Origin of the sequence: Pelomonas sp. Root405 (genome assembly GCF_001425165.1) — a bacterium.
Lineage (GTDB): Bacteria > Pseudomonadota > Gammaproteobacteria > Burkholderiales > Burkholderiaceae_C > Pelomonas.
In genome coordinates, this window is sequence record NZ_LMDU01000014.1 from 1 (window position 1) to 25,986 (window position 25,986).

Below are 25,986 nucleotides of genomic sequence, written 5' to 3' on the forward strand. Positions count from 1 at the left end.
CACGATCTCTACAGACTCCGTCCGCCTAGTCATATTCACAGTCCTACTCCTATCCTCAAAGATAAGCGATGGACCGTGTCCGGTCATTCAGGGGGCTAGCTCATGTTGTGGATGCAACGCGCTGCCAACAGCGACTTCATGCAGACCGCGCGTTGGAACTTGCCCGCCGAGATCGGCGCCGAGGCGCGCGACGGCGGGCTCGCCAAGTTCTGGCGCGAGCGTGCCTGGATCATCGATCTCGATGAGTGGCGCGCGCGGCACGACGCCTATCCCGGCCTGGAGTTGCCAAGCTGGCTGACGGACGAGCCGCGCTGCTGGCTGGTGGTGCCGCTGCTGGTGCGCGAAGCGTTGATCGGCTTTGTCGTGCTCGGGCGCCCGCGCGCCATGGTCGAGCTCAACTGGGAAGTGCGGGATCTGCTGCGAACAGCCGCCAGCCAGGCGTCAGGCTATCTCGACCAGGCGCAGGCCACCGAAGCCCTGTTGGAGGCGCGCAAGTTCGACGCCTTCAACCGCATGTCGGCGTTTGTCGTCCATGATTTGAAGAACATCGTCACCCAGCTCTCGTTGATGATGAAAAACGCCAAGCGCCTGCGCGACAACCCGGAGTTTCAGCAGGACATGCTGGACACGGTCGAGAACTCGCTTGAGAAGATGCGTCAACTGATGCTGCAACTGCGCGATGGCGACAAGCCGCACGGCGTGACCAGCGGTGTCGACCTGGAGCAGATCGCCAAGCGCCTGGCCGCGGCAGCATCCAGCAAGGGCAGGGCGCTGGAGTTGACGCTGCAAGCCGGCGTTAGTACGCGGGGCCATGCCGAGCGGGTGGAGCGTGTGCTGGGCCATGTCGTGCAGAACGCCTTCGATGCAACACCAGCCAGCGGTCGTGTCTGCCTGACGCTGGATGCCCAGGGCAGCCAGGCTCGGGTTCGTGTAGAGGACACGGGCTGCGGCATGAGCGAGGATTTCATACAGAATCGCCTATTCAAGCCGTTCCAGACCACCAAGTCCAGCGGCATGGGCATAGGCGCACACGAGAGCTATCAATACGTGCAGGAATTGGGAGGCAAGATCAGCGTGCAAAGTGAATTGAACCGGGGGACCACCGTGACCCTGTTGCTCCCGTTGTTCCATGCGCAGGCTGACTCGCCGCTCGCGGCGCTCGACGTGCAATGAGCACTCCCCGCCATGCGCCGCTGTTGATCGTCGAAGACGATCTCGCTTTGCAGAAGCAGCTCAAGTGGTCGTTGGACCGCTTCGAGTCCGTGACGGCGGACGACGTCGCCAGTGCGGTGCTTCAGTTCCGCCGCCACGGTCCCGCCGTCGTCACGATGGACCTCGGTCTGCCGCCGGATCGCGATTCCGTGTCGGAAGGCTTCAAGTGCCTTGAGAAGTTGCTGGAACTCGACCCGGGCGTCAAAGTCATCGTGCTGACAGGTCAGAACGACCAGGAAAACGCGCTCCGGGCAATTCGAATGGGGGCCTATGACTTCCTGTCCAAGCCCGTCGATCCGGACGTGCTGAGCCTCACCGTCGAGCGTGCCTACCGTCTGTACGAATTGCAGCAAGAGAACCGCCGCTTGCAAATGCAGCAGAGCAGCGATGTCTTCTCCGGCCTCATCACGCGTGATCCCGGCATGCAGCGTGTCTGCCGCATGATCGAAAAAGTTGCTCCCAGCGATGCCACCGTGCTGCTGCTTGGCGAAAGCGGCACCGGCAAGGAGGTGCTTGCCCAGGGGTTGCATGACGCCTCCAAGCGCAAGGGGCGCTTTGTCGCCATCAACTGCGCGGCCATTCCGGAAACTCTGCTTGAAAGCGAGCTTTTCGGTTACGAGAAGGGCGCTTTCACCGGTGCGACCAAGGCGACGCTCGGCAAGATTGAGACGGCCAACGGTGGCACGCTCATGCTCGACGAGATCGGCGACCTGCCCATGTCGTTGCAGGCCAAGCTGCTGCGATTCCTGCAAGAGCGCGTCATCGAGCGCGTTGGCGGACGCCAGGAGATCCCGATCGACGCGCGCGTCGTCGGTGCCACGCACCAGGATCTGAAGACACGCATCACGGACGGCCGGTTCCGCGAGGACTTGTATTACCGGCTGGCTGAGATCGTTGTGGAGATCCCGCCGCTGCGTGAACGCATGGGTGACCCGGTGCTGCTCGCGCATGCTTTTGCGCGCCGCTTCGCCACCGAGATGCGTCGCCCCGTGCCCACACTCGCTGACGACGCCGTACGGGCATTGGAAGTGCACCGCTGGCCCGGCAATGTGCGTGAACTGCAGAACATGCTCAAGCGCGCCGTCATCATGGCCGAGGAGGACCGTATCACGGCGCTCGACCTTGGCTTGCGGGCCGATCCCTCGTCAGGTGACGACAGTGCCATGCTCGACTTGCGCACGGTCCGTGAGAACGCCGAACGCCAAGCGCTCATCACGGCATTGGCGCGCACCGACGGCAATATCGTGCGTGCGTCCGAACTGCTCGGCATCAGCCGCCCGACCCTTTACGACATGATGAACCGGTTGCAGATCAAATGATGAACAGCAAGAAGCGCTTCAACCCCGAGCGCCTGGCCGGCGCTGTGCTGTTAGCTTCCGTCTTGCTGGCTGGGTGCTGGGAACAGTCTGCCTCGCAACTGGTTGAGTCGGGCAAGGCCCGAATGCAGAAGAAGGAGTACAAAGCCGCCGCCGTCGAGTTCAAAAACGCCTTGCAGAAGGACGCTTCGCTGGTCGAAGCTCGGTTCCTTCTGGGCAAGGCGCTGCTGGAGAGTGGTGACGTCCAAGGTGCTTGGGTCGAATTGTCCAAAGCCCGCGATGCCGGTTACAGCAACGACGAGTTGGTGCCTCCGATGGCTTCGGCTCTCATCATCCGTGGGCAGGTCGAAAAATTCATTGCCGAGTACGCGGATGTCGATCTGACGGTTCCGAAACGGCAGGCCGAACTCAAGGCCGCCCTAGCGACCGCCTACGGCAGCCAGGGCAAGTATGTACAAGCCCGCGCCGCGGCTGACGCCGCCCTGCAGGCGGATCCGGACAACGTCATCGCGCAACTCGCTGTGGCCCGGCTGCTGCTGATCGGCGGCGATAAACAGGCCGCATTGGCGCAGATCGACCGTACCCTCAAGGCCCATCCCGAATCACCCAGCCCTTGGCTGGCGCGCGCGGAATCGCTACAGATCTCGGGGGCCGATGCTGCCGAGACGATGGCGGCCTATCGCGAGGTGCTCAAGCGCGACGCCACCAGCCTGCAGGCACACATTGGTGTGTTTAACTTGCTGTGGCGCCAGAGGGACTTGGCCGGAATGGACAAGCAACTTCAGGATCTGCGCAAGGCACTGCCGAGCACCCCTTACGTCAGCTACTTCAACGCCACGCTGGCACTGGAGCGCAAGGATCTGAAGACCGCTCAGGAGAGCGCGCAGCAGTTACTGAAGATGTCACCCGACAGTCCTCGCTTCCTGCACCTGGCCGGCATGATCGAGTATGAGCGGGGTGCTTATTTGCAGGCCGCCGCCCACCTCGGCAAGGCAGTGGCGGGAGCGTCTTCGCCCGTGGCGGTTCGTACCCTGCTTGCACGGTCGCTGCTGCGTGCCGGCGACCCTCGCAAAGCGCTGACCGCTGTGCAGCCCTTGCTCGACGCCAAAACGCCGCCCGCTCCGGAGGTGTACTCCGTGGCAGCCGATGCTTACCTTCAGTCCGGTAACGCCGTCGAGGCCAAGAAGATGTACGCGCTAGCCGTCAAGGCGAACCCGAAGGACAGCCGCGGGCGCACTGCCCTTGCCTTGGTGGACCTTGATGCGGGCCGCACCGAGCAGGCCATGGCTGAGTTGAAGTCAGTCGCGGTCGATGACGACAGCGCACAGGCTGAGGTGCTCATGCTGATGAACTATCTGCGCGCCAACCAACTCGACAAGGCGACGCAGGTGCTGGAGACGCTGGAAAAGAAACAACCGGACAAACCCATTGCGCCGTATTTCCACGCCCGCGTTGAAATGATGCGTGGTCAACAGCAGAAGGCGCGCGAATGGTTGGAAGTCTCTGCCAAGCGTGCTCCGACCTACCTGCCTGCTGTGGCAGCGCTGGCCAAACTGGATATTGACGCTGGCAAGCCGCAGGCGGCGGTAGCTCGCTACGAGAAGCTCGTTGCATCAGACGCGCTTTCGGTACCGGCCCTGATGGGTCTTGTTGAGGCGCGTGTCGCCGCTGGTGTGAAACCTGCCGAGATTCGCACTCAGCTTGAGGCTGCAATCAAGCAGTTTCCGGAGTCTGATGCACCGCGTTTGGCGTTGGCCAATTCGCTGATGTCTACCCGTGAGTACAAAGCGGCGCTACAGGTCGCCCAGGAAGGTATCGCTCGTTCCCCGGAGAATCCCAAGTTCCAGGAACTGCTCGGCTCGGTGCTACTGGCTGCCGGTGACTTCAATCAGGCGGCGCAAGCGTTCTCGAAGATGGCGGCTTTACAGCCGAACTCTGTCGCGCCAATCATGCACATGGTGGAAGTGCAAATCGCCCGCAAAGATGCGCCAGCCGCAATCACTCAGTTGCGCAAGGTTCTCACTATCAGGCCTGGATATCCGCCTGCTACGGGCATGCTCGTCACCCTGCTCGCGCGAACCGGGAAGATCGACGATGCGCTCGTCCTCGCCAAGGAAGTTCAGGCCAAGCAGCCTGTTGATCCGATAGGTTGGGTCATGGAAGGCGACCTGCAGGCCTCCAAGGGCAACCGGCCCGCCGCTGTCGCTGCCTATCGCAGCGCTTTGTTGAAACGGCAGGCGGGTGACATTGCCGTCAAGTTGCACCGCGCGCTGCTGGATGCGGGGCAAAACGGCGATGCCGCTAAGTTCGAGACCGACTGGTTGAGCAGGCAGCCAGACGACCCGACGTTTACCTATTACCTTGGCGACCGTTCGCTGGCGGCCGGCGACTATGAGCGGGCGGAAGCATTGCTGCGCAAGTCCCTCGTGAAGGCGCCCCAGAATGCCGTCGCCATGAACAACGTGGCTTGGTTGATGCAGCGTGCTGGCAAGCCTGGGGCGTTGGAAATGGCCGAGAAGGCCCAGGCTCTACAACCTAACAATGCAGCGTTCCTGGATACGACTGCTGAAATCTATGCGGCGGCCAACAAATTGGATGTAGCCTTGACGCTTCAAAAGAAGGCACTGGAGCTCGAACCCCAGCAACCTATGCACCGCCTGCATTTGGCGCAGTATCTAGCCAGGAACGGTCAGAAGTCGGAGGCTCGACAGGAACTGCAGACGCTGTCTCGGCTTGGCGCCAGCTTCCCGCGCCAGGAGGACGTCCAAAAGCTGCTGTCGTCGCTGTAGCCGAAGGACCTATCTGGCATGCAGATCAAACAAGCAAGCCTTAAGAAACGTTTGCACCAGCTGTTGCGGCGGGCGTTCGCGCTGCTGCCGCGAGACACGCGCCACGCCATCTACCGCGGCATGATCGACTGCGACCCGTCGCCCGACAGCAGGCTTGAACTCAAAGTTGCCGAGACTCGTGAGGAATTGGAAGCGTGCTTTGCGATCCTGCATGACGCTTACGTGGCGAGTGGCTTCATGAAACCAGCGGCGTCGGGCTTGCGCGTCACGATGTACCACGCTCTGCCGACGACGACGACGCTGTGCGCCAAGTACGACGGTCGTGTTGTCGGCACGATGTCGATGATCCGCGAGGGCGTGTTCGGTTTTCCGCTCCAGACGGTCTTCGACCTCAGCGATGTGCGTGCCAAGCAGGGCCAAATTGCCGAAATCTCCGCACTGGCCGTGCATCCTGACTTTCGCAAGACTGGCGGCGCGGTCCTGTTCCCGCTGATGAAGTTCATGTACGAGTACTGCACGAAGTACTTCGACACGCGCCACCTTGTCATCGCAGTCAACCCGGACAAGATCGAGCTCTACGAGTCATTGCTTTTCTTCGAACGACTCCAGAAGAACGTCGTTGAGAAGTACGACTTCGCCAACGGCGCACCGGCGGTGGGCGCGACTCTGGATCTCCCGGTGGCCAAAGAGATATTTCGGCGTGTCTATGGCAAGCGCAAGGATCGCAAGAACCTCTACCAATACTTCGTGACGCTGAGCCTATCCAACATCAAGCTCCCGAAGCGGCGTTACTTCACGACCAATGACCCGGTACTGACGCCGGCCATCCTCGACTACTTCTTCAACGAACGTAGCAAGGTTTTCGAACATTTGGATGATCGGCACAAGGCTTTGTTGTGGTCCATCTACGACCAGCCTGAGTTCCGCGCCGTACTGCCCATGTTGAGCGGCTCGGCAACCGGCTTCCACCCGATGCGCAGGCACCAGCGCTTCTCGTTGCGCTGCCCTGCCGAACTGCGCGTGCGCCTTCATGACTCGGACCGCTCCATCGTCATGACGGTGATCGAGATTTCCCTGCTCGGGTTTCAGGCGCAGTCCAAGCTCGACATCCCGATTGGTGTTGAAGGTGCAGTCTGGGTCGAATTGGGCGCCTCGGAGCGAGCGATGCTGGACGTGAAAGTCATGCGTCATCACCACGGCGATACCGGCGAGTTCTACGGCTTCAAAGTCGCAGAGCCGGACGAAGCTTGGCGCCGCTGTGTCAGCGCTTTGGAGACAGAGCACGTGGCAGGCGACCTGTAAGACGAGAAGACGCCGCCAGCTCTGGCGGCGGCCTGTTTGGCTAGTGTGACGGGCGGCCGAGTTCTGCGGACTTGTGGCCGTGCCCCCGGCCGAATCGGCGACGCCGTTCCGAATACTGAGAACCATGCTTGGCGGCGTCGGGCAATCGCCAAGTAGCTGGACGCAACTGGTCGTGGCGACGTAGCGGCTGGCGCGCCTCAACTTGGCGAGAGCAATAAAAAACCCCGCCGAAGCGGGGTTCCCTGAGGTGGGGGACGGAATCCGTCGCTGCTCAGTTCATTACTTGGCTTGGCGGCGACGGCCAGCAAAACCCAAGCCAGCCAAGGCCAGACCTACCAGAGCGAGCGAAGCCGGCTCAGGCAGGGGCGTAGCGCGCAGAGTGCCAGACCAGGTGTTGTTCGGCAGAGCACCACCGCCCAACAGGATGGCGGTCAGATCGGCGATCGACTGACCAGGATACTGAGCGCTCAGGATGGCGATGAAGTTGGTCTTGTCTTCGGCGACCTGGCAGACGTTGTCGTTGTTGACGTCATCGCAGGTCCAACCAGCAACGCTCAGCGTGGCAGAGGTGCTGACTTGGCCGCCGGTGAAGCTCTCGGTCAACAGGTAAGGAGCGCCGGGGAAGCTGCCAGTCGACAGTGACGTCGCAGTGAACATCCAATGCGAACCCATGACGCCGTCATGAGCGTCGAACTTGAACATGTTCGTCAGGGTGCCGGCGCCGATGGGCATGTAGTTTGCATCGGCCGGATTGGCGCTCAGGTCATGAACGTCACCTTGCGTCAGGCCAGCCATCGAGCCAACGGCGAACGAGCCGGTGTTTGCGGGGCCGAAGGTAGAGAAGTCACCGAAAGTCGGGACGGCATTCGGCGGGGTGTCGACGCTGGGATTCCAGTCGATATTCCCCAGCGTGACCCGGACCAGGCCGAAAGTGAGGTTGGCGGTGCCGACGATCGGGGTTGCCGAGACGAGGGTCGTAGCTGCGAGGGCCGCTGCGGCAACCAGCGTCTTCAGGGTCTTGCTCATTTGAATCTCCTTGATTCACTTGCTAGAAGTTGGGGCGCGGCCCCGGACGCAGGGTAATAAGCAGGGAGCGTGCCAGCGGCATCTTTCTCTGGCATTTTTCTTGTTGCGACAACGAGTTAGCACTGCGTCTGGTGTCGGCTTGCCGTGGGCTCTGGCGCTTAGGGGAGTGAGCTGTAAAGTCCGTCGACAGTAGGGAACACGGGAGGGCAGCGTGCAGGATTCTTCTGAGGTGCAGTCCGGGGCGAGGCGTAGCACGAGCAATGTGACCGGGTGGGACCGTGGTGAGCTGACATGCTGGCGCCCGACCACGGTAGATGACGTGCGGGATTGCGTCCAACATGCCCGGCGTCACTCCCTCGCGCTGTATCCCATATCAACGGGGCTGAATTGGGGGTACGGCTCGGGCGCTCCCCCGGAGGCGGGTTCGGTGCTGCTGGACTTGAGTGGCATGAACCGTATCCGCAACGCCGCGCAGATTTCGCCGCTCCGCTCTGTCGCCGTCATCGAGCCGGGGGTCACCCAGCGGCAACTCCATGATTTCCTGCGGGAATCCCACCCTGGTCTGAGCTTCAACGTGACCGGGTCATCCATCGACACCAGCATTCTCGGCAATGCTTTGGATCGCGGCGTGGGCTACCTCGGCCCGCGTCGCGAGGACGTTTTCGGCCTGGAGGTGGTAAGCGGGCGAGGGGAGGTGCTCCAAACCGGCTTTCGTCGGCTCGGCGAGGGCTCGCCCCTTGCGCACACCCATCCTTACGGCTTGGGACCGATGCTGGACGGTCTGTTCTTTCAGAGCAATTTTGGCATCGTGACCAGCGCCTGCCTCAAGCTGGTACCGCGACCTCAGCGGTCCGTTGCCGTGTCGCTGGCCTTGCGTGATTCGGCGCGTCTTGCCGAATTCCTGAACGGTTTGGCGATGTTGAAGCGGCTGGGCGTGATAAGCGGCGTCACGCATGTGGGGAACCAGGCACGCACGCGGGCCAGCATGATGTCCGGCATCAGTGAATACCTGAATTCTTCCTGTGCGATCGGGGCGTCGGACTTGGTCGCAGAAGCGGAGCGGGCTCTAGCCACGGCGGCGCCTTTTGAATGGACCAGCCTGGGCGGCGTGGCAGGCAGTTCGGGTCAGGTGAAGGCGGCAGTCGCGGAGATCAGGCGCGTGTTGGGGGAAATTGCCAGGGTGATGGTCGTCGACGATGAGAAGCTGGCGCTTGGGTTTCGTCTGCTGCATCCGATGCGCAAGGTTTGGCCGTGGGCTCGCGCCAACGCGGCGGCCATTGCGGCCATCCGGCCGTTGCAAGGTTTGGCAGACGGGCGTCCCACCGATGCAGCGATTGCCAATCTTTTGTGGCGGTTCGGCCAGCCGCAGGCGGCCGCTAGAGACCTCGATGCATCGAACTGCGGGTTGCTATTCATCAACCCCGCCTTGCCGATGGACGGTGAAGCCGTCGTCGCCATCGTTGCCCGCATGACATCGATGGCTGCCGAGCTTGGCCACGAGCTGTATGTCACGCTGAACATAGAAACCACCACCTCGTTCGTGGCGGTTGCCAACTTGCTGTTTGACCGCAGCGACGCTGCGGCCGTCAAGGGCGCTCATGCCTGCGCGCGCGCCCTTTGGCACTATTTACGGTCGCAGGGGCTCGAGGTGTATCGGGCGCGGGCTGACATGATGGAGGAGCTGGTTGACCCGGCCGACCCTTTCTGGCGCACCGCCTGGGAGTTGAAGTCAGTGTTTGACCCGGACAACGTGATCGCGCCTGGCCGGTACAACCTGCCGCGAGCGCCCCTTGCCTGAGCCGTTTTCACCTCACCTTGCTGTGCGAAAGTCCGCGCGGCAGTGGCGCTGCCCCCGATTCAGGTTGCCGGCAACGCGGGAGGGCTATGGCATCATTCCGCGGCTTTGAACCTCGCGATGCGGGGCGGCACCGCCCTTTTGGGGGCTTTCGATGAACAGACCCACAGAGGACTCGCCTTGAACACCCTTCACGCTTCGAAAAACGGCTGTGAGCAAATGACGTCCGGGACTGCTTTGCGCACTGTCGGGACACCCGATGGCGGCTGGCTGGGTCGGGCACTTGCAGGCATGGCATTTGTGGTGCTGACCGGTTGCGCGAGCACCAGTCATCCGCCAGCGCCGCCGTCTGTGGCCAACGACGACTACAGCTACATCATCGGTGCCGGTGACAGCCTCAGCATTCAGGTCTGGCGCAACCCAGAGCTGTCGATGGCCGTGCCCGTTCGCCCAGACGGCAAGATTGCAGCCCCGTTGGTCGATGAAATGGTCGTGCAGGGCAAGACTTCGGTGCAAGTGGCGCGCGAGGTCGAGAAGCAGCTTGGCAAATATGTCCGTGACCCGGTCGTGACCGTCATCGTCACGAGCTTCGTCGGTCCGTACAGCGAGCAGATCCGCGTTGTCGGCGAAGCGGCAAAGCCCCAGTTCCTGCCCTACAAGCAGAAGATGACGGTCCTTGACGTGATGATCGCCGTGGGCGGCCTCACCGACTTTGCTTCCGGCAACAGCGCCACGATTCTTCGCACGGCCGAAGGCAACAAACAGTATTCGGTGCGCTTGAAGGATCTGGTCAAGAGCGGCGACGTGTCCGCCAATGTCGAGATGCGCCCGGGCGACATCCTGATCATCCCGCAAAGCTTGTTCTGAATTCCTGGGCGCGCAGGCTTCGCATTGCGCCTCCAAGCTGTTGATCTAACCGAGATTTTTCCTGATGGAATTGCTGATTGCCCAGCTGCTGATCATCGTCCGGCGGATGTGGAAATACCGCTGGGTGGGCCTGGTCGTGGCCTGGGTGACGGGCATGGTCGGCGCCGCGGTGGTATTCGTGCTGCCTGACCGTTACGAGGCCAGTGCTCGCATCTATGTGGACACCCAGTCCATTTTGAAGCCGTTGATGTCGGGTCTGGCAGTGCAGCCCAACATCGAGCAGCAGGTGATCATGCTGAGCCGCACACTGATCAGTCGGCCCAATGTCGAGAAGCTGGTGCGCATGGCCGATCTGGACCTGAAGAATCAGTCCAAGGCCCAGCAAGAGGCGACCATCGAGACGGTGACGAGCAACCTCTCCATTCAGAGCAGTGGTCGCGACAACCTCTACATCCTGGGTTATCGCGACGGCGATCCTGAAACCGCCAAACGTGTCGTTCAGGCGCTGGTGTCCATCTTTGTCGAATCGAGCCTTGGCCAGACGCGGCAAGGAGCTTCGACTGCCACCACCTTCATCAACGAGCAGATCAAGGCCTACGAGACCAAGCTCGAAGAGGCCGAGACGCGGTTGAAAGAGTTCCGACTGAAGAATTTATCCAACATGGCCGGCGACGGCAAGGACTCGGCGGCACATATCTCCGAACTCAGCGCTCAGATGGAGCGTGCCCGGCTTGAATTGCGCGAGGCCATGAATGCGCGCGACGCGGCGCGGGCTCAGTTGGAGGCGGAGAAGGCGCGTGGTGGCGCACAGACCACGGCGCAGAGCCTGATGCAGGAATCGAACGCCAACGTCAGCACGCCCGAACTGGACTCCCGCCTTGCCGACCACCGCCGCAATCTCGACGCGCTGCTGCAGCGCTACACCGACCAGCATCCGGACATCATCGCAACCCGCAAGCTCATCAAGGACCTTGAAGAGCAGCGGAAGCGCGAGATAGCCGAACTGCGCAAGGCCGCTATGAACATTCCGATGGCTTCGGTCGGCCAGTCCAATGGCAGCCTCGCCACACAGGAGATGGTGCGCATCCTTGCCACGACCGAGGTACAGGTCGCATCGTTACGTGCGCGGGTTGATGAATATTCGGGCCGTTATGCGCAGGCGCTGTCGGCGATGAAGACGGCGCCTCAGGTCGAGGCGGAGGCGGCTCAATTGAATCGCGACTACGCCATCCACAAGCGCAACTACGAGGAACTCGTGCAGCGTCGTGAACAGGCATCGATGTCGGGTGACCTTGACGTAGCCTCCGGCGTCGCGGACTTTCGTGTCATCGATCCCCCGCGCGCGAATCCCAAGCCGGTAGCGCCCAACCGTCTGCTGCTGCTGGCCGGCGCGATGGCGGGCGCCCTGGGTGTCGGGCTGTTCACAACATTTGCGGCGAGCCAGTTGCGGCCCGTCTTTCATGACGCGAATGACCTGCGCGCTCGGGTGGAACTGCCGATACTGGGCGTTGTGACACGGCTGGTCACGGAGGCAGATCGCGCGCGTCAACGCGTTGACCTGATCCGCTTCTCCGCGGGAGCCGGAGGTTTGCTGGCAATGTTTGCCGTCGCGCTGACGGTCCTGGCGATACAACTGAGCCGGCAGGTGGTTTGACATGACAAGCCTGATAGAACAAGCCGCCCAGCGGCTAGAGCAACTTCGCCAGGCCGGCGTTGTGCTGCCCGGAGATGATCAATCCAAACCTGCGGCAGAACCGGCGCTGGTGCCCGTGGCGGCGCCAGGGTTGGCCGCTGCCCCGCCCGTGCCGTCTTCACCTGAGGCGCCGGCACCAGCGCCTCAGGTCGGCATCACGCTGCTGGATGACGGGCATCACCCTTCTTCCAAGCGCGTCGAACTCGACGTCGTTGCACTGGCGGCCCAGGGCTTCCTGATGCCCCACACGCCGCGCTCACAAACGGGCGACCAGTACCGCGTCATCAAGCGCCCGCTGATCAAGAACGCCATGGGCAAGGGCGCGGCGACTATCAATCACGCCAACCTGCTGATGGTGACCAGTGCGCTGGCTGGTGAAGGCAAGAGCTTCACGTCCATCAACCTCGCGCTCAGCATCGCGGCCGAACTGGATAACACTGTCATGCTGGTCGATGCCGACGTGGCGCGGCCGTCGGTGCTTCGCATGCTGGGTTTGCCGCAGGGTCCGGGCTTGCTCGATGTGCTGGAGGAGCGCGTCGACATGTCCGAGGTGCTGCTGCGCACCAACGTCGAAAAGCTGACGATCTTGCCGAGCGGCACCCCGCACCCACGTGCGACCGAGCTGCTCGCCAGCGATGCCATGAGCCATCTGCTAGACCACATGGCCAAGCGCTACCCCGACCGCATCATTATCTTCGACTCGCCGCCGCTGCTGCTGACGACGGAATCTCGCGTGCTGGCCTCGCACATGGGCCAGATCATCATCGTGGTCCACGCCGAGAAGACCGCGCAAAGCGCCGTCCAGCAGGCGCTGGCCGCCATCGAGACCTGCCCCGTCAAGATGATGCTGCTCAACCAGGCCAGCCCGAACGCCGCAGGTGGCTATGGCTACGGGTATGGCTACGGCTACGGATACGGGTACGGCTACGGCTATGGCAGCAATGACTCGGCTCCGACCTGAGCCGCGCCATCTGTCACTGGCCTTCGCCCTTTGCGCGATCACGGCCCATGCCCAGCAGGGCGGCGCGGCCGGCGCTGGTGGCGGCACCATCCGCCCGCGCATCGGCCTCTCTCAGACTTGGACTGACAACCTTCGCCTGAGCGACCGCGACAAGGATGCTGCATTGATCACGACGGTGTCGCCCGGCATCAGCATCGTGCGCAACACCGGCGCAGTCCGCGGCAGCCTCGATTACTCGCTGAATGGCATTACGTACCTTAAGACCAGCTACGGGTCCCAGGTGCAGAACGCGTTGTCGGCCAGCCTTCAGGCAGAGGTCGTTCCGCAAACCTTCTTTGTCGACGCGCAGGCCAACATCGGCCAGCAGAACGCGTCGGTTTTCGGCCTGCAAGCGGCGCCGACGCTGGGTTCGCAAGGCGCGGTTGCCGCGTTGGACAACCCCAACCGGCGCGAGACTGGCTCGCTGACCGTCTCGCCGCTGCTGCGTGGCCAACTTGGCGGTCTGGCCAGCGCCGACCTGCGCGGCAATTTCTCCATCACCGAGGTGCGCGGCAGTGCGCTGGGCGACAGCCGTGGCAAAGGCGGTTCGCTCCTTGTCAGGCAGCTGAACGCCGGCGTGCTGGGCTGGTATCTACAGGCCAACACGCAGCAGGTCCGGTCCAAGGGTGCGCTGTCCAATCGCAGCAGTTCGGCTACGGCCGGCCTGAACTACCGCCCCAACCAAGACTGGTCCTTCAGCGCCAACGTGGGCCAGGAGCGCAACGATTACCTCAGCCGCAGTGGCAGCGACGAGGATGGCTTCACGGGGGGGGTGACCGCCGCCTGGACGCCAACGCTGCGCACGCGCGTCAACGGCAACTGGCAACGTCATGGCTATGGCGACAGTCACGGCTTGAACTTCGAGCACCGCATGCGGAGTTCAGTCTGGCGCCTGTCGGACTCACGCACCGTCACCCTTGGCAATACCGGGGCTTCGGGCGGCGTGCGTACCTATTACGACCTATTCTTCCTGCTGTATGCGGCTCGGGAGCCCGATCCGGTCAAGCGCGACACGCTGGTACGTGCGGAGCTGCTGGCGCTGGGCTTGTCGCCCGACGCTCAGGCCTCCGTGGGCTTTCTTTCCGATGGGCCCAGTGAACTGCGCAGCCAGATGTTCAGCTTCACGCTGCAAGGCATGCGCGCCAACATCACGGCCAGTGTCAGCCGCGCCGTCACGAGCCGCCTGGGCGACAACTTGAACCAGGGTGACCTCGCCAACAACGCGCGCATCGAACAGCGGTCCTATTCGTTGTCGGCCAGCTACCAGCTCACGCCCGTAACCGGCCTGTCGCTGACGGCTGCGCGGCAGGAATCCGTCGGCGAGTCGAGCAGCCGCCGCACACAGTTGAGCAGCCTCATGGCCAACTGGAACAGCCGCCTGGGTTCGCGAATCAATGTCCAGCTCGGTGCCCGTCACAGCCGTTTCGAAGGTGTCACGCCCTATTCCGAGAATGCGGTGTACGCCACCTTGACCCAACAGTTCTAAAGATGAAGCCGCCCCCGCGCTCGCGTTGCTCACGATTCCCTGAAGGGTTGCTTCAGCGACGTCGCTCGGCTGGGTGCCACTGACATGTACGAAGCCTTCTATGGCCTGAGCAGCAAGCCGTTCCAGCTCAGCCCCGATCCGAACTTCTATTACGGCAGCAAGCAGCATCGCCGGGCCAAGGCCTACCTGGACTATGGCGTGTTGCGCAATGACGGCTTCATCGTCATCACCGGCGAGATCGGTGCCGGCAAGACCACGCTGCTGCGCGGCCTGCTGGACAGCCTGAACCGCAGCAATGTCGTCATCGGCAATGTCGTCACGACCCAGCTTGACGCCGAGGACACGCTGCGCATGGTGGGCGCCGCCTTCGGTGTGCGCGTGAAAGACGCGCCCAAGTCCGAACTGCTGATGACGCTGGAGGCCTTCTTCGTCAACCAGGTCACCCAGGGCAAGCGCTGCCTGCTGATCGTCGACGAGGCGCAGAACCTCACGCCCCGTGCGGTCGAGGAGTTGCGCATGCTGTCCAACTTCCAGTTCAGCAACCAGTCGTTGCTGCAGACCTTCCTCGTCGGCCAGCCGGAGTTCCGCGGCATCCTGCAAAAGCCCGAGATGGAACAGTTCCGTCAGCGCGTTGCGGCCACCTGCCACATCGGCCCGATGGATGAGGATGAGACCCAGCGCTACATGGAACACCGCCTGAAGTGCGCGGGCTCCTCGGGCAAACCGACTTTCGACCACGACGCCTTCCCGGCCATCCACAAGGCCAGCAACGGCATCCCGCGCCGCATCAATCGGCTGTGTGATCGCCTGCTGCTGCTGGGCTTCATGCAGGGTCGCAGCCATTTGACGCTGGCCGACGTGAAGGAAGTGCTGCGTGACATCGCCCAGGAAAGCGAAGTGCCGCGCAACAGCGACGTCAGCCCGCTCGACAGCAGGCCGTCCAAGCTGCCGGACAGCCGCCCCGGCGCCTTCGACAGCGCGCCTGGTGCGCTGGACGTCAACCGGTTGAAGATGAGCGTCGCCGAGGTCGAAGGCCTGTCCACCGAGATCGCCGCACTCAGCGCCGACCATCACACCGACCGCCTGCAGCGCCTGGAGCGCAGCATGATGCGCCTGGAGCGCATCAACCTGCAAACGCTGGCCCTGCTTCAGAAGCTGGTCGACGCCGTGAAGCAGCACTGACGGAGTCCGGATCATGTTGATGCCCACCCCGACCCCAGCCCTGCGCAATGCAATGAGCATCGACGTAGAGGACTACTTCCAGGTCTCCGCCTTTGCGCCCTATATCCGCCGCGAGGACTGGAACGGCATGGAGTGCCGCGTCGAGCGCAACATCGAGCGCATCCTGACCCTGCTCGCGGACAAGCAGGTGCATGCCACCTTCTTCACGCTGGGCTGGATCGCGGAACGCTACCCGCAGGTCGTCAAATCCATCGTGGCTGGCGGCCATGAGCTGGCCAGCCACGGCTATGGGCACGAGCGCGCCAGCGATCTGAGCCCGGCCGCCTTTCTCGAAGACGTCACCAGCGCCAAGAAGTTGCTCGAAGACCTGGGTGGCGTGTCCGTCGTCGGCTACCGGGCGCCGAGCTTCTCGATCGGCAAATCCAACCTCTGGGCCTTCGACGTGCTGCGCGACGCGGGCTACCGCTACACAAGCAGCGTCTACCCGATCGCCCACGACCATTACGGCATGCCCGATTCGCCGCGCTTTGCCTACCCGGTGCGCGAGGGCCTGCTCGAGATTCCGGTGACGACGTTGCGCGTAGGTTCGCGAAACCTGCCCAGCAGCGGCGGCGGCTACTTCCGCCTGCTGCCGTATGCGCTGTCGCGCTGGATGATCCGTCGCGTCAACGAGATCGACGGCGAGCCGGCGGTCTTCTACTTCCATCCCTGGGAGATCGACAGCGAGCAGCCGCGCATTGCCGGCATCGACGCCAAGACTCGCTTCCGCCACTACGTCAACATCCCGCGCACCCATGACCGCATCGCCCGTCTGCTGGGCGATTTCCGCTGGGGCCGGATGGATGAGATCTTCCTGGGCCGCGAGGCCAGCCCGCGCGCGCTGGCGCCCTCGCTGAGTCCCGCCTGAATGAGCGCGCCCCTCCGCATTGCGCGGCTCGCCGCGCAAGACAAGGCTGTGTCCGCGCGCTGGGACGCCTTTGTCTTCGCCCACCCGCTGGCAACCTTTTTCCACCGCAGCGGCTGGCTGCGCGTCATCGAGACCGTGTTTGGTCATCGCGGTTTTTTCCTCTATGCCGAGCGTGACGGCGTCATCGAAGGCGTGCTGCCCCTGGCTGAGGTCAAAAGCCGCCTATTCGGCCATGCGGTGACCAGCCTGCCGTTTGCCGTCTATGGCGGTGTTGCGGCACTGAATGACGAGGCCGCGGCGGCGCTTGAAGCCGAGGCCGAGAAGATCGCCAGAGGGCAGGGCGCCGAGCACCTCGAATACCGCAACCTCGGCCCCACCCGCCATGTCGACTGGCCGCGCCAGAACCTGTATGTGACCTTCCGCAAGGAGATCCTGGCCGACGAGGAAGCCAATATGTTGGCCATTCCACGAAAGCAGCGGGCCATGGTGCGCAAGGGCATCAAGAACGAGCTAAAGGCTGAGGTCGACGCCAACGTCGACCGCTTCTTTGACCTCTACGCCGACAACGTGCACCGCCACGGCACGCCGGCCATGCCGAAGAAATACTTCCAGTCGCTGCTCGACGAGTTCGGCGCGGACGCCGAGGTGCTGACCGTCACCGCGCCCAGCGGAAAGCCACTGTCCACCGTGCTGAGCTTCTACTTCCGCGACGAGGTGCTGCCCTATTACGCCGGCGACGACGAGGCCGCGCGCGACCTGGCCGCGAACGATTTCAAGTACTGGGAACTGATGCGCCGCGCCTGCGCTCGCGGCCTCAAGGTCTTCGACTACGGCCGCAGCAAGCAGGGCACCGGTCCCTACGCCTTCAAGAAGAACTGGGGTTTCGAGCCGCAGCCGTTGAGCTACGAATACCGGCTGTTCAAGCGCGACGCCATTCCCCAGAACAACCCGAACAACCCGAAGTACCAGCTGATGATCAAGGCCTGGCGCAAGCTGCCCATCGGCGTCGCCAACTGGCTCGGGCCCTTCATCGTGAAGAGCCTCGGGTGAAGATCCTCTACCTCGTCCACCGCCTGCCTTACCCGCCCAACAAGGGCGACAAGGTCCGCTCCTACCATTTGCTCAAGCATCTGGCGGCCCGGCACGAGGTCCACCTCGGCAGTTTCCTGGACGACCCGGACGACGAGCAGCATCTGCCGCGCGTGCGTGAACTCTGTGCCGGTTCGCACATCGCGCGCTTGAACCCGCGGTCCGCCAAGCTGCTGAGCTTGCGCGGCCTCCTGAGCGGCGAGGCACTGAGCCTGCCCTACTACCGCGATGCCGGCCTGCAGGCCTGGGTTGATGAGACGGCCGCGTGCGTCGGGTTCGACGCCGTCGTTGTCTTCAGCGGTGTCATGGCGCAGTACACCCGCGGTCTCAAGGGCGTGAAGACCCTGGTTGATTTCGTCGACGTCGACTCTGCCAAGTGGCGCGACTACGCGCCCGAGCATGCCTGGCCGATGTCCTGGCTCTACCGCCGCGAATTCGCCAAGCTGCTCGGCTTCGAACAGCGTGTCGCCGACGGCGCGGCCTGCAGCTTCTTCGTGACGGACAACGAGGTCGCCCTGTTCCGCGAACTCAGCCCAGGCCAAGACTTGCGCCTGGCTGCCCTGGGCAACGGTGTCGATGCCGACTTCTTCACGCCGGACCCGTCCCGGGCGAGCCCGTTTGCAGCGGATGAGCTGGCCCTGGTGTTCACTGGTGCCATGGACTACTGGCCGAACGTCGACGCGGTGACCTGGTTTGCCAGCGACATCCTGCCCGCGCTGCGCGAGCGGTTCCCTGCGCTGCGTTTTCACATCGTCGGCCGCAGCCCTGCGCCGGCCGTGCAGGCCCTGGCCGGTGAGCATGTCAACGTGACCGGGACCGTGCCGGATGTGCGCCCGTATCTGCAGCATGCCGCGGCGGTCGTCGCGCCTTTGCGTCTTGCGCGCGGCATCCAGAACAAGGTGCTGGAAGCGATGGCCATGGCTCGGCCGGTGGTCGCCGCCGGCAGCTGCGTACGGGCCATCACTGCAAGCGCGCAGGCCGGGCTGCAACCGGCCGAGGATGTGGCCGCCTATGTCGACCGGCTGAGCGCACTGCTGGCCGACCGCGCGGCTGCCGATGCCGCCGGGCGCAGCGCGCGCAGCTTCGTGCTGGGCGCCTACAGCTGGGAGGCTCATCTCGCCGGCCTTGACCATCACCTGGAGGCCGCGTGATCGATCTGCCCAAACCCTGGCGACTGCCGCTGCTCGGCCTGGCCCTGGCCTTCGCGCTGCTTATCGCGCTGTATTACGCGACCGGCGCGGCCATGGTCGAGATATGGAATCGCTCGGAAACCTTTGCGCACGCCTGGGTGGTGCCGCCGATCTCGGCCTGGCTGATCTGGCGACGTCGCGCCGAGCTGGCGTCGATGACGCCACGCCCGGCGCCGCTGTGGCTGCTGCTGCTGCTGCCGCTGGGCCTGCTGTGGCTGATGGGCGACCTCGCCGCGGCGAATGCGGCGACGCAGTTCGCGCTGCTGGGCATGGGCGTGGTGCTCGTGCCGGCCCTGATCGGCACCGCGGCTGCGGCGCGCATCGCGTTCCCCTTGGGTTTCCTGTTCTTTGCCGTGCCTTTCGGCGATTTCATGACGCCCTGGCTGATGGAGCGCACGGCCGACTTCACCGTTGTCGCGCTGCGTGCCACCGGCATCCCGGTGTTCCGCGAGGCGCTGCAGTTCGTCATCCCTTCGGGCTCATGGTCGGTGGTGGAGGCCTGTAGCGGCATCCGCTACCTGATGGCCTCGGTCATGGTGGGCACGCTGTTCGCCTACCTGAACTACCGCGGCAACGGCAAGCGCTGGGCCTTCGTCGGCGTCGCCATCGTCACGCCACTGGTGGCCAACTGGCTGCGCGCCTACATGATCGTCATCGTGGGTCACCTGTCCGGCAACACCTTGGCAGTCGGTGTGGATCACCTCATCTACGGCTGGGTGTTCTTCGGCGTCATCATGCTGGCGATGTTCATGATCGGCGCCCGCTGGGCCGAACCTGATGCTGAACCGGTGCTGGCGTCTCCCCAGGACGCTGCGACCCCGCAGTCTTCGAGCCGTTTTGCCACCGTGCTGCTGGCATCGCTGCTGCTTGTCGCCCTGCCTATCGGGCTTCGCGCGCAAGCGGCTCGCACTGCGGTTCATAGCCAGCCGCAGCTCGCCGCGCCGGCCCTGCCGGGGTTGACCTGGGTGGCTGAGCCGCTGAGCAGCTGGCGGCCCGATTTCAAGAATTCAGCCGCCATCTTGCACGGCCGCTTCGAGCGCGTGGCGGGCGGCTCGCCGGTTGGGGTCTACGTTGGCTATTACCGTGACCAGCGCTACGGTCGCCAACTGGTCACGTCGGTCAACGTGCTCGTCAACGATGACCACAAGGAGTGGTCCCGCACGGCGACCGGCCGCGCCGACGTCGGCGCCATGGCATGGCGCACCGCTGATCTGCGTGGCCAGGCACTGAACCAGGTCAGCGGCGGCGGCAGTCAGGCGCCGCGGTTGCGTGTCTGGCAGACCTACTGGATCAATGGCCGCCCCTTCACCAGCGACTGGCAGGCCAAGCTCTACGGCGCTTGGCAGAGCCTCCTCGGACAGGGAGACGACGCCGCGGTCGTCCTCGTCTATGCCGACAAGGCCAGCGCAGGTGCTGACGATGCGCTGCTGCGCGACTTTGTTCACAAGCATTGGGCGGCCCTGGACACCACTTTGCGGGGCGTCCGCGACCGGGATGCCGCGCGCCAGCGGTGACAATCACGCGCCCTCCAAGACCTCAAAGCAACGAGAAACGACCCATGAATACGCTCGCAGTCATCGGCCTCGGATATGTCGGCCTGCCCCTGGTGGTGGAGTTCGGCAAGCAAGTCCGCACCATCGGTTTTGACATTGCCAAGAACAAGGTCGAGGCTTGCCAGCGCGGCACCGATCCGAGCCGCGAGCTGACCGACGAGGAAGTGCAGGCCGCCAAACATGCCGTCTACACCGACGACCCCAAGATGCTGGCCGAGGCCGACGTCATCATCGTCGCCGTGCCGACGCCGGTGGACGAGGCCCACATCCCCGACTTCCGCCCGCTGATCGGATCAAGCACCAGCGTCGGCCGCCACATGAAGAAGGGCGCCATCGTTGTCTACGAGAGCACCGTGTACCCGGGCGCGACCGAAGAGGTCTGCATTCCCGTGCTGGAGCGCGAATCCGGCCTCAAGTGGAAGCAGGACTTCTTCGTCGGCTACAGCCCCGAGCGCATAAACCCGGGCGACAAGGAACACACGCTGACCAAGATCCTGAAGATCGTCTCAGGCGACACGCCCGAGACGCTCGACACGGTCGCCAAGGTCTACGAGATGATCGTCGAGCCGGGCGTGCATCGCGCCTCCAGCATCAAGGCCGCCGAGGCCGCCAAGGTCATCGAGAACACCCAGCGCGACCTCAACATCGCACTGATGAACGAGCTGTCCATCATCTTCGACAAGCTCGGCATCGACACCTCCGAGGTGCTCGAAGCTGCCGGTACCAAGTGGAACTTCCTGAAGTTCAAGCCGGGACTGGTCGGCGGCCACTGCATCGGCGTCGACCCCTACTACCTGACGCACAAGGCCGACATGCTGGGCTACCACCCGCAGGTCATCCTGGCCGGCCGTCGCATCAATGACGGCATGGGCAAGTTCATCGCCGAGCAGACCATCAAGCAGATGATCGCCAGCGGCAGCCCGGTCAAGGGCGCCAAGGTCAATGTGCTGGGCCTGACCTTCAAGGAGAACTGCGGCGACCTGCGCAACTCCAAGGTCATCGACATCATCAACGAGCTGAAGACCTACGGCGTCGAGATCTTCGTCACCGACGCGCAGGCCGAGGCCGAAGAAGCCCTGCACGAGTACGGCGTACGCCTGATGGCCTTCGACGACCTGCCGCAAGCCGACGCCATCGTGGCCGCCGTCTCGCACCGCGAGTACGCCGCGCTGACGCCGGCCGACGTCAGCAAGAAGCTGATCAAGGGCGGTGCCTTCATCGATGTGAAGGCCGCCTTCGACGCCAAGGCCCTGGTGGACGCGGGCTTCCGCCTCTGGCGCTTGTGATCTCTGACGGTGGCGCAGATACGCGGCCGCTGGTCGTGCATCTGCTGCACCGCTTCGACACCGGCGGGCTGGAGAACGGCGTCGTCAACCTGATCAACCACCTGCCGGCTTTCCGGCATGCGGTGGTGGCGGTGACCGAGATCACCGCTTTCAAGGATCGCGTCAAGGCGCCGGGAACCCAGTTCATCGCGCTGAACAAACCGCCAGGGCAGGGCTTCTGGCTCTATCCGCGCGTCTTGAAGCTGCTGCGTGAACTTCGCCCAGCCATCGTGCACACGCGCAACCTCGGCGCCATGGAATTTCAGTGGCCTGCCTGGGCGGCGCGCGTGCCGCTGCGCGTGCACAGCGAGCACGGCTGGGACACCAATGACCTCGGTGGCGCCAACCGCAGCAACCAGCGCCTGCGCCGCATCTACGGCATGGGCACGCATCGCTTCGTCGCCCTGTCCCGGGCCATCGAAACCTATCTGACGGGCGCCGTCGGCTTTGCGCCGGCGCGCGTGCAGCGCATCTGCAACGGCGTCGACACCCAGCGCTTCGCGCCGACCTCAAGTGCGCCCGAGGCGTGGCCCTTCCGGCGCGGCGAGCACCTGGTCATCGGCGCCGTGGGCCGCATGCAGGCCGTCAAGGACCCGCTGAACCTGGTGGATGCCTTCCTGCGTTTGCGCGAGCTCTGTCCGGCCGACTGGCCGCGGCTGCGCTTGGTCATGCTGGGCGGTGGCCCGCTGCTCGACGCCGCACGCGAGCGGCTTTCGGAAGCCGGGACGGCCACCCAGGCGTGGCTGCCGGGTGACCGGAGCGATGTCGCCGAACTGCTGCCGCATTTCGACATCTTCGCGCTGCCGTCGCAGGCCGAAGGCATCAGCAACACGCTGCTGGAAGCCATGGCCTGCGGCTGCGCGCCGGTTGCCACCGATGTGGGCGGCAACCCGGAGCTTGTGAAGAACGGGGTCAATGGCCTTCTCGTTCCTTCAGGCGACCCAGGTGAGCTGGCGCGGGCGCTGTCGCGGGTCGTCGCGGACGTCGAGCTGCGAAACACTCTGGCGCAGCGGTCACTCGCCCGGGCGCGGGCCGAGTTCAGCCTTGACGGGATGGTGAAGGCTTACGGCTCACTCTACGAAGAAGCGCGGAATATCCAGCGCCGTGACACGAAATAGTTGAAGAACAAGGCGACACCGGAGCCGGCAGCCACGGCGGCAAGCAATTGGAGCGGGGCCGAGCCCAGTAGGCGAATGACGCCGAGGTAGATGGCGAAGTTGATGAAGGCGCCCATGCCCGTCGTCAGCAGGTATTGCAGCCAGTTGGCCGACCCACCGCTGGTACGGAAAGTGAACTGGCGGTTCAACCACCACGTCACCGTGCCGGCTACCAGGAAGGCCAGGATGCGCGCGGGAGCGACGTGAAGGCCCGCCCAACTCGTCAATGCGAGCGTCACGCCCGCATCGGTGACGAAGCCCACCGCGCCGGTGAGGCAAAAGCGGAAGAACTGCGATCTGGCGCTCATCTCGATCTCAAGCGCCCCAGCGCGGGATCTGCAAATAAAGCAGCCGCTTGATCTCCTGGCGACCACGGGTCACCGTTTCCAGGATGAAACCGGCAACCAGAAAGAGCGATGCAAGGATCATGATGCCGGTTGACAGGATGGCCGTCGGAAAGCGCGGCACCAAGCCCGTTGCGAGCCAGTCCAGCACCACCGGGATGGCCAGCAGCATCGAGAGCAATGCCAGCAGCCCGGCCAGCACCGAGAAGAACGCCAGCGGTCTTTCGTGTTTGTAGAGCTGCAGGATCAAGCGCAGGATGCGCCAGCCGTCACGATAGGTCGACAGCTTGCTGACCGAGCCTTCGGGGCGGGCGCCATACGGCGTGGAGATCTCCGTAACCGGCATGCGCAGTTCGAGCGCGTGCACGGTGAGTTCGGTTTCGGTTTCAAACCCCGCCGACAGCGCCGGAAAGGTCTTGACGAAACGACGCGAGAACACCCGGTAGCCCGACAGGATGTCAGTGAAGCTGCGGCCAAAGAGCTTGGCCACGAAGCCGGTCAGCATGGCGTTGCCAAACACATGTCCCGGGCGATAGGCCTCCATCTGCGTGTGCACGCGGCAGCCAACCACCATGTCGAGTTGCTCATCGAGCAGCGTTTGCAGCATGCGCGGCGCGCTGGCCGCGTCGTAGGTGGCGTCGCCGTCGACCAGTATGTAGGCGTCGGCTTCGATGTCGGCAAACATGCGACGCACGACATTGCCCTTACCCTGCCGCCGTTCTACCCGCACGTTGGCGCCTGCCTGTGTCGCCACGGCTTGGGTACCGTCTTTTGAGTTGTTGTCGTAAACGTAGATGGAAGCCTGCGGCAGCGCCGAGCGGAAATCGGCGATGACTTGCGAGATCGCTGCTTCCTCGTTGTAGCAAGGGACGAGGACGGCGACGCGCAAGCCGGAGAGTGCAAAGGCTGTTGCGGCGGTGGCCGTCGCCGGCGTGGCGTTGTTCATCAGGGCTTCCTCAATTGACTCGATAGACGGTCACAACAAACGACGGTGAAACCATCCTGCGATGGATGTCGGGTGGCACCCACCCGCTGATCGGCAGCCGTTCCAGCAGATGACCCAGAGGCTTGAGCGGCCCGACGATCCGCTCGACGGGCGCCCAGGCCGGCGTGGGACGAAAGGCGGACGCCTGCGCGCGGCACCGCGGCTGCCGCGCGCATTGCTCCACCCGGTCAGTGCTGTGAAAGAACAGGGCGCCAGGCGGCGGCGCTGCGGTCATTACCTTGTCACCGGACACGCCTGCAAACTCGAAGAAGTAGCTGGCGCGTGCCGCCGTTTCGATATCGGTGTAGACCGTCTGATCGGGATGCGCGCGAACCCACTCGACGAAGGCTTGCTCGACAGCGCGAGGACGTGTGTTCTCCAGCGCGAGCCCGGCCCACTGCGCCAGCAGCAGTACGGTCAGCACGACGGCCGCGACCCGCGTGCGACCCTGGTGCCACAACTCGACGATCCACCAGGCCGTCAAGGCTGCGGCCACCCATGCCGCCACAATCAAGTAGCGGGGTACGAGGTAAAGCTTCGGGTTGGCAGCCACGAACACATAGGACAGCACGCCCAGCAGCAGCAGCCCCTTCAGCACCCTGCCATGCGCACTCGCGCCCCCCCGAAACAGCCGCCAGGAGGCGGCCACCGCTGTCCAGAAAATCAGGCCGTACTTTTGCGAAATGACCAAAGCGAGGATCGGGTCGATAAAGACGTTGACACTGAGGTTGCCCTCCTTGTCGATCCAGCCGCCCGACTGGCGCAGCCGGGACACTTCGGCGAACCGGTCGACCGGATCATGATGGAAGTCCGTGCGCAACCTGTACAGCGGCTCCCCCGTCATCGCCGTCAGGTAGGCCCATTCGCCGCCCACCACCAAGATGAATCCAAGCAAGGCCCAGCCAACCCCGGCCCGACTGCGACCGTGACTGATTGACCATGCGAACAATGCGCAGGCCGCCACCGGCGCAATGGAGGTCTGACGGTTGAGCCAGGCAAGACCCGCAATGGCACCGACCGCCAGCCAGCCCCATCGCAGCGGCCGCCTCTCCGAGGCTGTTTTTTCGCACAGACCGACGACGAGCCAGAACGTCGAACCCACGAAAAATAGCTCTGACACATCGGGCGCGAGGTAGGTCGAATTGACCACCATGCCGGGCATGGAAATGACCAGCATCCCAAACACGGCTGCCACGCCCAGTCCGAAATAGCGATGCAGGGCCCAGACCTGGATGGCCAGAAAACCGATGAAATAGAGCAGGGTCGGCAGACTGACGGTCAGCGGCGACAGCCCGAAACTGCTCACGCTCAGCGCGGTCGGCAGCGTCAGCGTGTGACGCAGCGTCCAGTGGCTGTTGCCGACATAAAAGGTGTCCTTGAGCCAGCCGAGGGCGCCGCTCAGGTAGTTGGCGTCGTCGCTGGCCTGGAAGCCGACAAACACCAGTCCCTGGAGCGCCAACAGCGCAGCGAACAGAAGACTGAAGACCACCGCGGCTTTGGCTGAAACGTCGGTGTGCGATGGCATTGGATTCATGCGTGGGGAGTGTGCGACGCTTGATATTCGTATGGGGGCGTCAGAATTCTCCGCCGGGGCAGAAGAGCCAGGTGCACGACGCCAAGTCAGTTTACTTAGCGGCACTGCCGTGTCAGGCGGATTGGGCACCATTCACTCGCGCGACGTTGTCACTGGAACGCGGCGCCCCCCGTGATCTGGGGGTGCTAGTGAACGAGTTCCTCATCGGCGGCGCCTCTTGTGGAGAGACTTGCA

20 protein-coding genes are annotated in these 25,986 nt (G+C 63.8%); 16 read left to right on the forward strand and 4 right to left on the reverse strand.

Annotated elements, in window-relative coordinates; genetic code table 11:
- The first annotated feature begins 111 nt into the window (after positions 1–111).
- The 4 genes from prsK to ASC81_RS18070 are packed head-to-tail and all read left to right on the forward strand — an operon-like array spanning position 112 to position 6,619.
- Entirely contained in the window at positions 112–1,173 is a 1,062-nt protein-coding gene (gene prsK, locus ASC81_RS18055; RefSeq protein WP_235533703.1) for an XrtA/PEP-CTERM system histidine kinase PrsK, read from the forward strand.
- Positions 1,170–2,531: a PEP-CTERM-box response regulator transcription factor gene (gene prsR, locus ASC81_RS18060; protein ID WP_056270057.1), complete on the forward strand. Its 1,362-nt coding sequence runs from the start codon at positions 1,170–1,172 to the stop codon at positions 2,529–2,531. The genes prsK and prsR overlap by 4 nt, the downstream gene beginning before the upstream one ends.
- On the forward strand, positions 2,531–5,317 hold the full coding sequence (gene prsT, locus ASC81_RS18065) for an XrtA/PEP-CTERM system TPR-repeat protein PrsT (RefSeq protein WP_056270060.1): 2,787 nt from the start codon (positions 2,531–2,533) through the stop codon (positions 5,315–5,317). The genes prsR and prsT overlap by 1 nt, the downstream gene beginning before the upstream one ends.
- Positions 5,318–5,335: 18 nt before the next feature.
- A complete protein-coding gene (locus ASC81_RS18070; protein ID WP_056270064.1) occupies positions 5,336–6,619 on the forward strand; it encodes a GNAT family N-acetyltransferase in 1,284 nt (427 codons plus the stop codon).
- A 279-nt stretch (positions 6,620–6,898) separates the two neighbouring features.
- Here ASC81_RS18070 and ASC81_RS18075 read toward each other — a convergent pair whose 3' ends face one another.
- Positions 6,899–7,645 carry a PEP-CTERM sorting domain-containing protein gene (locus ASC81_RS18075; RefSeq protein WP_056270067.1) on the reverse strand — a complete coding sequence of 249 codons (747 nt, stop codon included), beginning with the start codon at positions 7,643–7,645 and terminating at the stop codon, positions 6,899–6,901.
- Positions 7,646–7,907: 262 nt separating this feature from the next.
- Here ASC81_RS18075 and ASC81_RS18080 point away from each other — a divergent pair, with 262 nt between their 5' ends.
- The 12 genes from ASC81_RS18080 to ASC81_RS18135 all read left to right on the forward strand — a co-directional run bounded on the left by ASC81_RS18080 (position 7,908) and on the right by ASC81_RS18135 (position 22,850).
- Positions 7,908–9,443, forward strand: a complete 1,536-nt coding sequence (locus ASC81_RS18080) for an FAD-binding oxidoreductase (RefSeq protein ID WP_255354450.1) — start codon at positions 7,908–7,910, stop codon at positions 9,441–9,443.
- Between the two features lie 288 nt (positions 9,444–9,731).
- A complete protein-coding gene (locus tag ASC81_RS18085) occupies positions 9,732–10,307 on the forward strand; it encodes an XrtA/PEP-CTERM system exopolysaccharide export protein (RefSeq protein ID WP_056270075.1) in 576 nt (191 codons plus the stop codon).
- A gap of 64 nt (positions 10,308–10,371) precedes the next feature.
- A complete protein-coding gene (locus ASC81_RS18090) occupies positions 10,372–11,961 on the forward strand; it encodes an XrtA system polysaccharide chain length determinant (protein ID WP_056270078.1) in 1,590 nt (529 codons plus the stop codon).
- A gap of 1 nt (position 11,962) precedes the next feature.
- The gene (locus tag ASC81_RS18095) at positions 11,963–12,961 is read left to right on the forward strand and encodes an XrtA-associated tyrosine autokinase (RefSeq protein ID WP_056270081.1); all 999 of its coding nucleotides are present in this window, start codon (positions 11,963–11,965) and stop codon (positions 12,959–12,961) included.
- The gene (locus tag ASC81_RS18100; RefSeq protein WP_056270085.1) at positions 12,942–14,486 is read left to right on the forward strand and encodes a TIGR03016 family PEP-CTERM system-associated outer membrane protein; all 1,545 of its coding nucleotides are present in this window, start codon (positions 12,942–12,944) and stop codon (positions 14,484–14,486) included. The genes ASC81_RS18095 and ASC81_RS18100 overlap by 20 nt, the downstream gene beginning before the upstream one ends.
- An 84-nt stretch (positions 14,487–14,570) precedes the next feature.
- Positions 14,571–15,668 (forward strand): XrtA/PEP-CTERM system-associated ATPase, encoded by a 1,098-nt coding sequence (locus ASC81_RS18105; RefSeq protein WP_056270088.1) that lies wholly within the window; start codon positions 14,571–14,573, stop codon positions 15,666–15,668.
- A gap of 19 nt (positions 15,669–15,687) precedes the next feature.
- Complete coding sequence (locus ASC81_RS18110) at positions 15,688–16,575, forward strand: XrtA system polysaccharide deacetylase (protein ID WP_056271716.1); 888 nt, start codon at positions 15,688–15,690, stop codon at positions 16,573–16,575.
- Positions 16,576–17,625 (forward strand): FemAB family XrtA/PEP-CTERM system-associated protein, encoded by a 1,050-nt coding sequence (locus ASC81_RS18115; RefSeq protein ID WP_056270090.1) that lies wholly within the window; start codon positions 16,576–16,578, stop codon positions 17,623–17,625.
- Positions 17,622–18,815 carry a TIGR03087 family PEP-CTERM/XrtA system glycosyltransferase gene (locus tag ASC81_RS18120; RefSeq protein WP_056270093.1) on the forward strand — a complete coding sequence of 398 codons (1,194 nt, stop codon included), beginning with the start codon at positions 17,622–17,624 and terminating at the stop codon, positions 18,813–18,815. Before ASC81_RS18115 ends, ASC81_RS18120 begins: the two co-directional genes overlap by 4 nt.
- Positions 18,812–20,368, forward strand: coding sequence for an exosortase A (gene xrtA / locus ASC81_RS18125; protein WP_056270098.1), 1,557 nt, complete (start codon positions 18,812–18,814; stop codon positions 20,366–20,368). The genes ASC81_RS18120 and xrtA overlap by 4 nt, the downstream gene beginning before the upstream one ends.
- Before the next feature lie 44 nt (positions 20,369–20,412).
- Complete coding sequence (locus tag ASC81_RS18130) at positions 20,413–21,693, forward strand: nucleotide sugar dehydrogenase (RefSeq protein ID WP_056270101.1); 1,281 nt, start codon at positions 20,413–20,415, stop codon at positions 21,691–21,693.
- Complete coding sequence (locus ASC81_RS18135; RefSeq protein ID WP_200946903.1) at positions 21,690–22,850, forward strand: TIGR03088 family PEP-CTERM/XrtA system glycosyltransferase; 1,161 nt, start codon at positions 21,690–21,692, stop codon at positions 22,848–22,850. The genes ASC81_RS18130 and ASC81_RS18135 overlap by 4 nt, the downstream gene beginning before the upstream one ends.
- On the opposite strand, the gene ASC81_RS18140 is transcribed toward ASC81_RS18135, so the two are convergent.
- From ASC81_RS18140 to ASC81_RS18150, 3 genes are read right to left on the reverse strand one after another with little or no spacing between them, the layout of a single operon-like run.
- Positions 22,808–23,197, reverse strand: coding sequence for a GtrA family protein (locus ASC81_RS18140; RefSeq protein ID WP_056270103.1), 390 nt, complete (start codon positions 23,195–23,197; stop codon positions 22,808–22,810). The two genes, ASC81_RS18135 and ASC81_RS18140, sit on opposite strands and share 43 nt — an antisense overlap.
- Positions 23,198–23,204: 7 nt before the next feature.
- The gene (locus tag ASC81_RS18145; protein ID WP_056270108.1) at positions 23,205–24,179 is read right to left on the reverse strand and encodes a glycosyltransferase family 2 protein; all 975 of its coding nucleotides are present in this window, start codon (positions 24,177–24,179) and stop codon (positions 23,205–23,207) included.
- A gap of 10 nt (positions 24,180–24,189) precedes the next feature.
- Positions 24,190–25,743, reverse strand: coding sequence for a glycosyltransferase family 39 protein (locus ASC81_RS18150; protein ID WP_056270112.1), 1,554 nt, complete (start codon positions 25,741–25,743; stop codon positions 24,190–24,192).
- Positions 25,744–25,986: the final 243 nt, after the last annotated feature.

Bases quoted from the DNA above. Each gene is read 5' to 3' on its own strand.
- ASC81_RS18075 (WP_056270067.1), bottom strand. From the start codon at position 7,645: ATGAGCAAGACCCTGAAGACGCTGGTTGCCGCAGCGGCCCTCGCAGCT.
- prsR (WP_056270057.1), top strand. From the start codon at position 1,170: ATGAGCACTCCCCGCCATGCGCCGCTGTTGATCGTCGAAGACGATCTC.
- ASC81_RS18070 (WP_056270064.1), top strand. From the start codon at position 5,336: ATGCAGATCAAACAAGCAAGCCTTAAGAAACGTTTGCACCAGCTGTTG.
- ASC81_RS18100 (WP_056270085.1), top strand. From the start codon at position 12,942: ATGACTCGGCTCCGACCTGAGCCGCGCCATCTGTCACTGGCCTTCGCC.
- ASC81_RS18150 (WP_056270112.1), bottom strand. From the start codon at position 25,743: ATGCCATCGCACACCGACGTTTCAGCCAAAGCCGCGGTGGTCTTCAGT.
- ASC81_RS18090 (WP_056270078.1), top strand. From the start codon at position 10,372: ATGGAATTGCTGATTGCCCAGCTGCTGATCATCGTCCGGCGGATGTGG.
- ASC81_RS18130 (WP_056270101.1), top strand. From the start codon at position 20,413: ATGAATACGCTCGCAGTCATCGGCCTCGGATATGTCGGCCTGCCCCTG.
- ASC81_RS18145 (WP_056270108.1), bottom strand. From the start codon at position 24,179: ATGAACAACGCCACGCCGGCGACGGCCACCGCCGCAACAGCCTTTGCA.
- ASC81_RS18140 (WP_056270103.1), bottom strand. From the start codon at position 23,197: ATGAGCGCCAGATCGCAGTTCTTCCGCTTTTGCCTCACCGGCGCGGTG.
- ASC81_RS18085 (WP_056270075.1), top strand. From the start codon at position 9,732: ATGGCATTTGTGGTGCTGACCGGTTGCGCGAGCACCAGTCATCCGCCA.
- prsK (WP_235533703.1), top strand. From the start codon at position 112: ATGCAACGCGCTGCCAACAGCGACTTCATGCAGACCGCGCGTTGGAAC.
- ASC81_RS18115 (WP_056270090.1), top strand. From the start codon at position 16,576: ATGAGCGCGCCCCTCCGCATTGCGCGGCTCGCCGCGCAAGACAAGGCT.
- ASC81_RS18105 (WP_056270088.1), top strand. From the start codon at position 14,571: ATGTACGAAGCCTTCTATGGCCTGAGCAGCAAGCCGTTCCAGCTCAGC.
- ASC81_RS18095 (WP_056270081.1), top strand. From the start codon at position 11,963: ATGACAAGCCTGATAGAACAAGCCGCCCAGCGGCTAGAGCAACTTCGC.
- ASC81_RS18110 (WP_056271716.1), top strand. From the start codon at position 15,688: ATGCCCACCCCGACCCCAGCCCTGCGCAATGCAATGAGCATCGACGTA.
- prsT (WP_056270060.1), top strand. From the start codon at position 2,531: ATGAACAGCAAGAAGCGCTTCAACCCCGAGCGCCTGGCCGGCGCTGTG.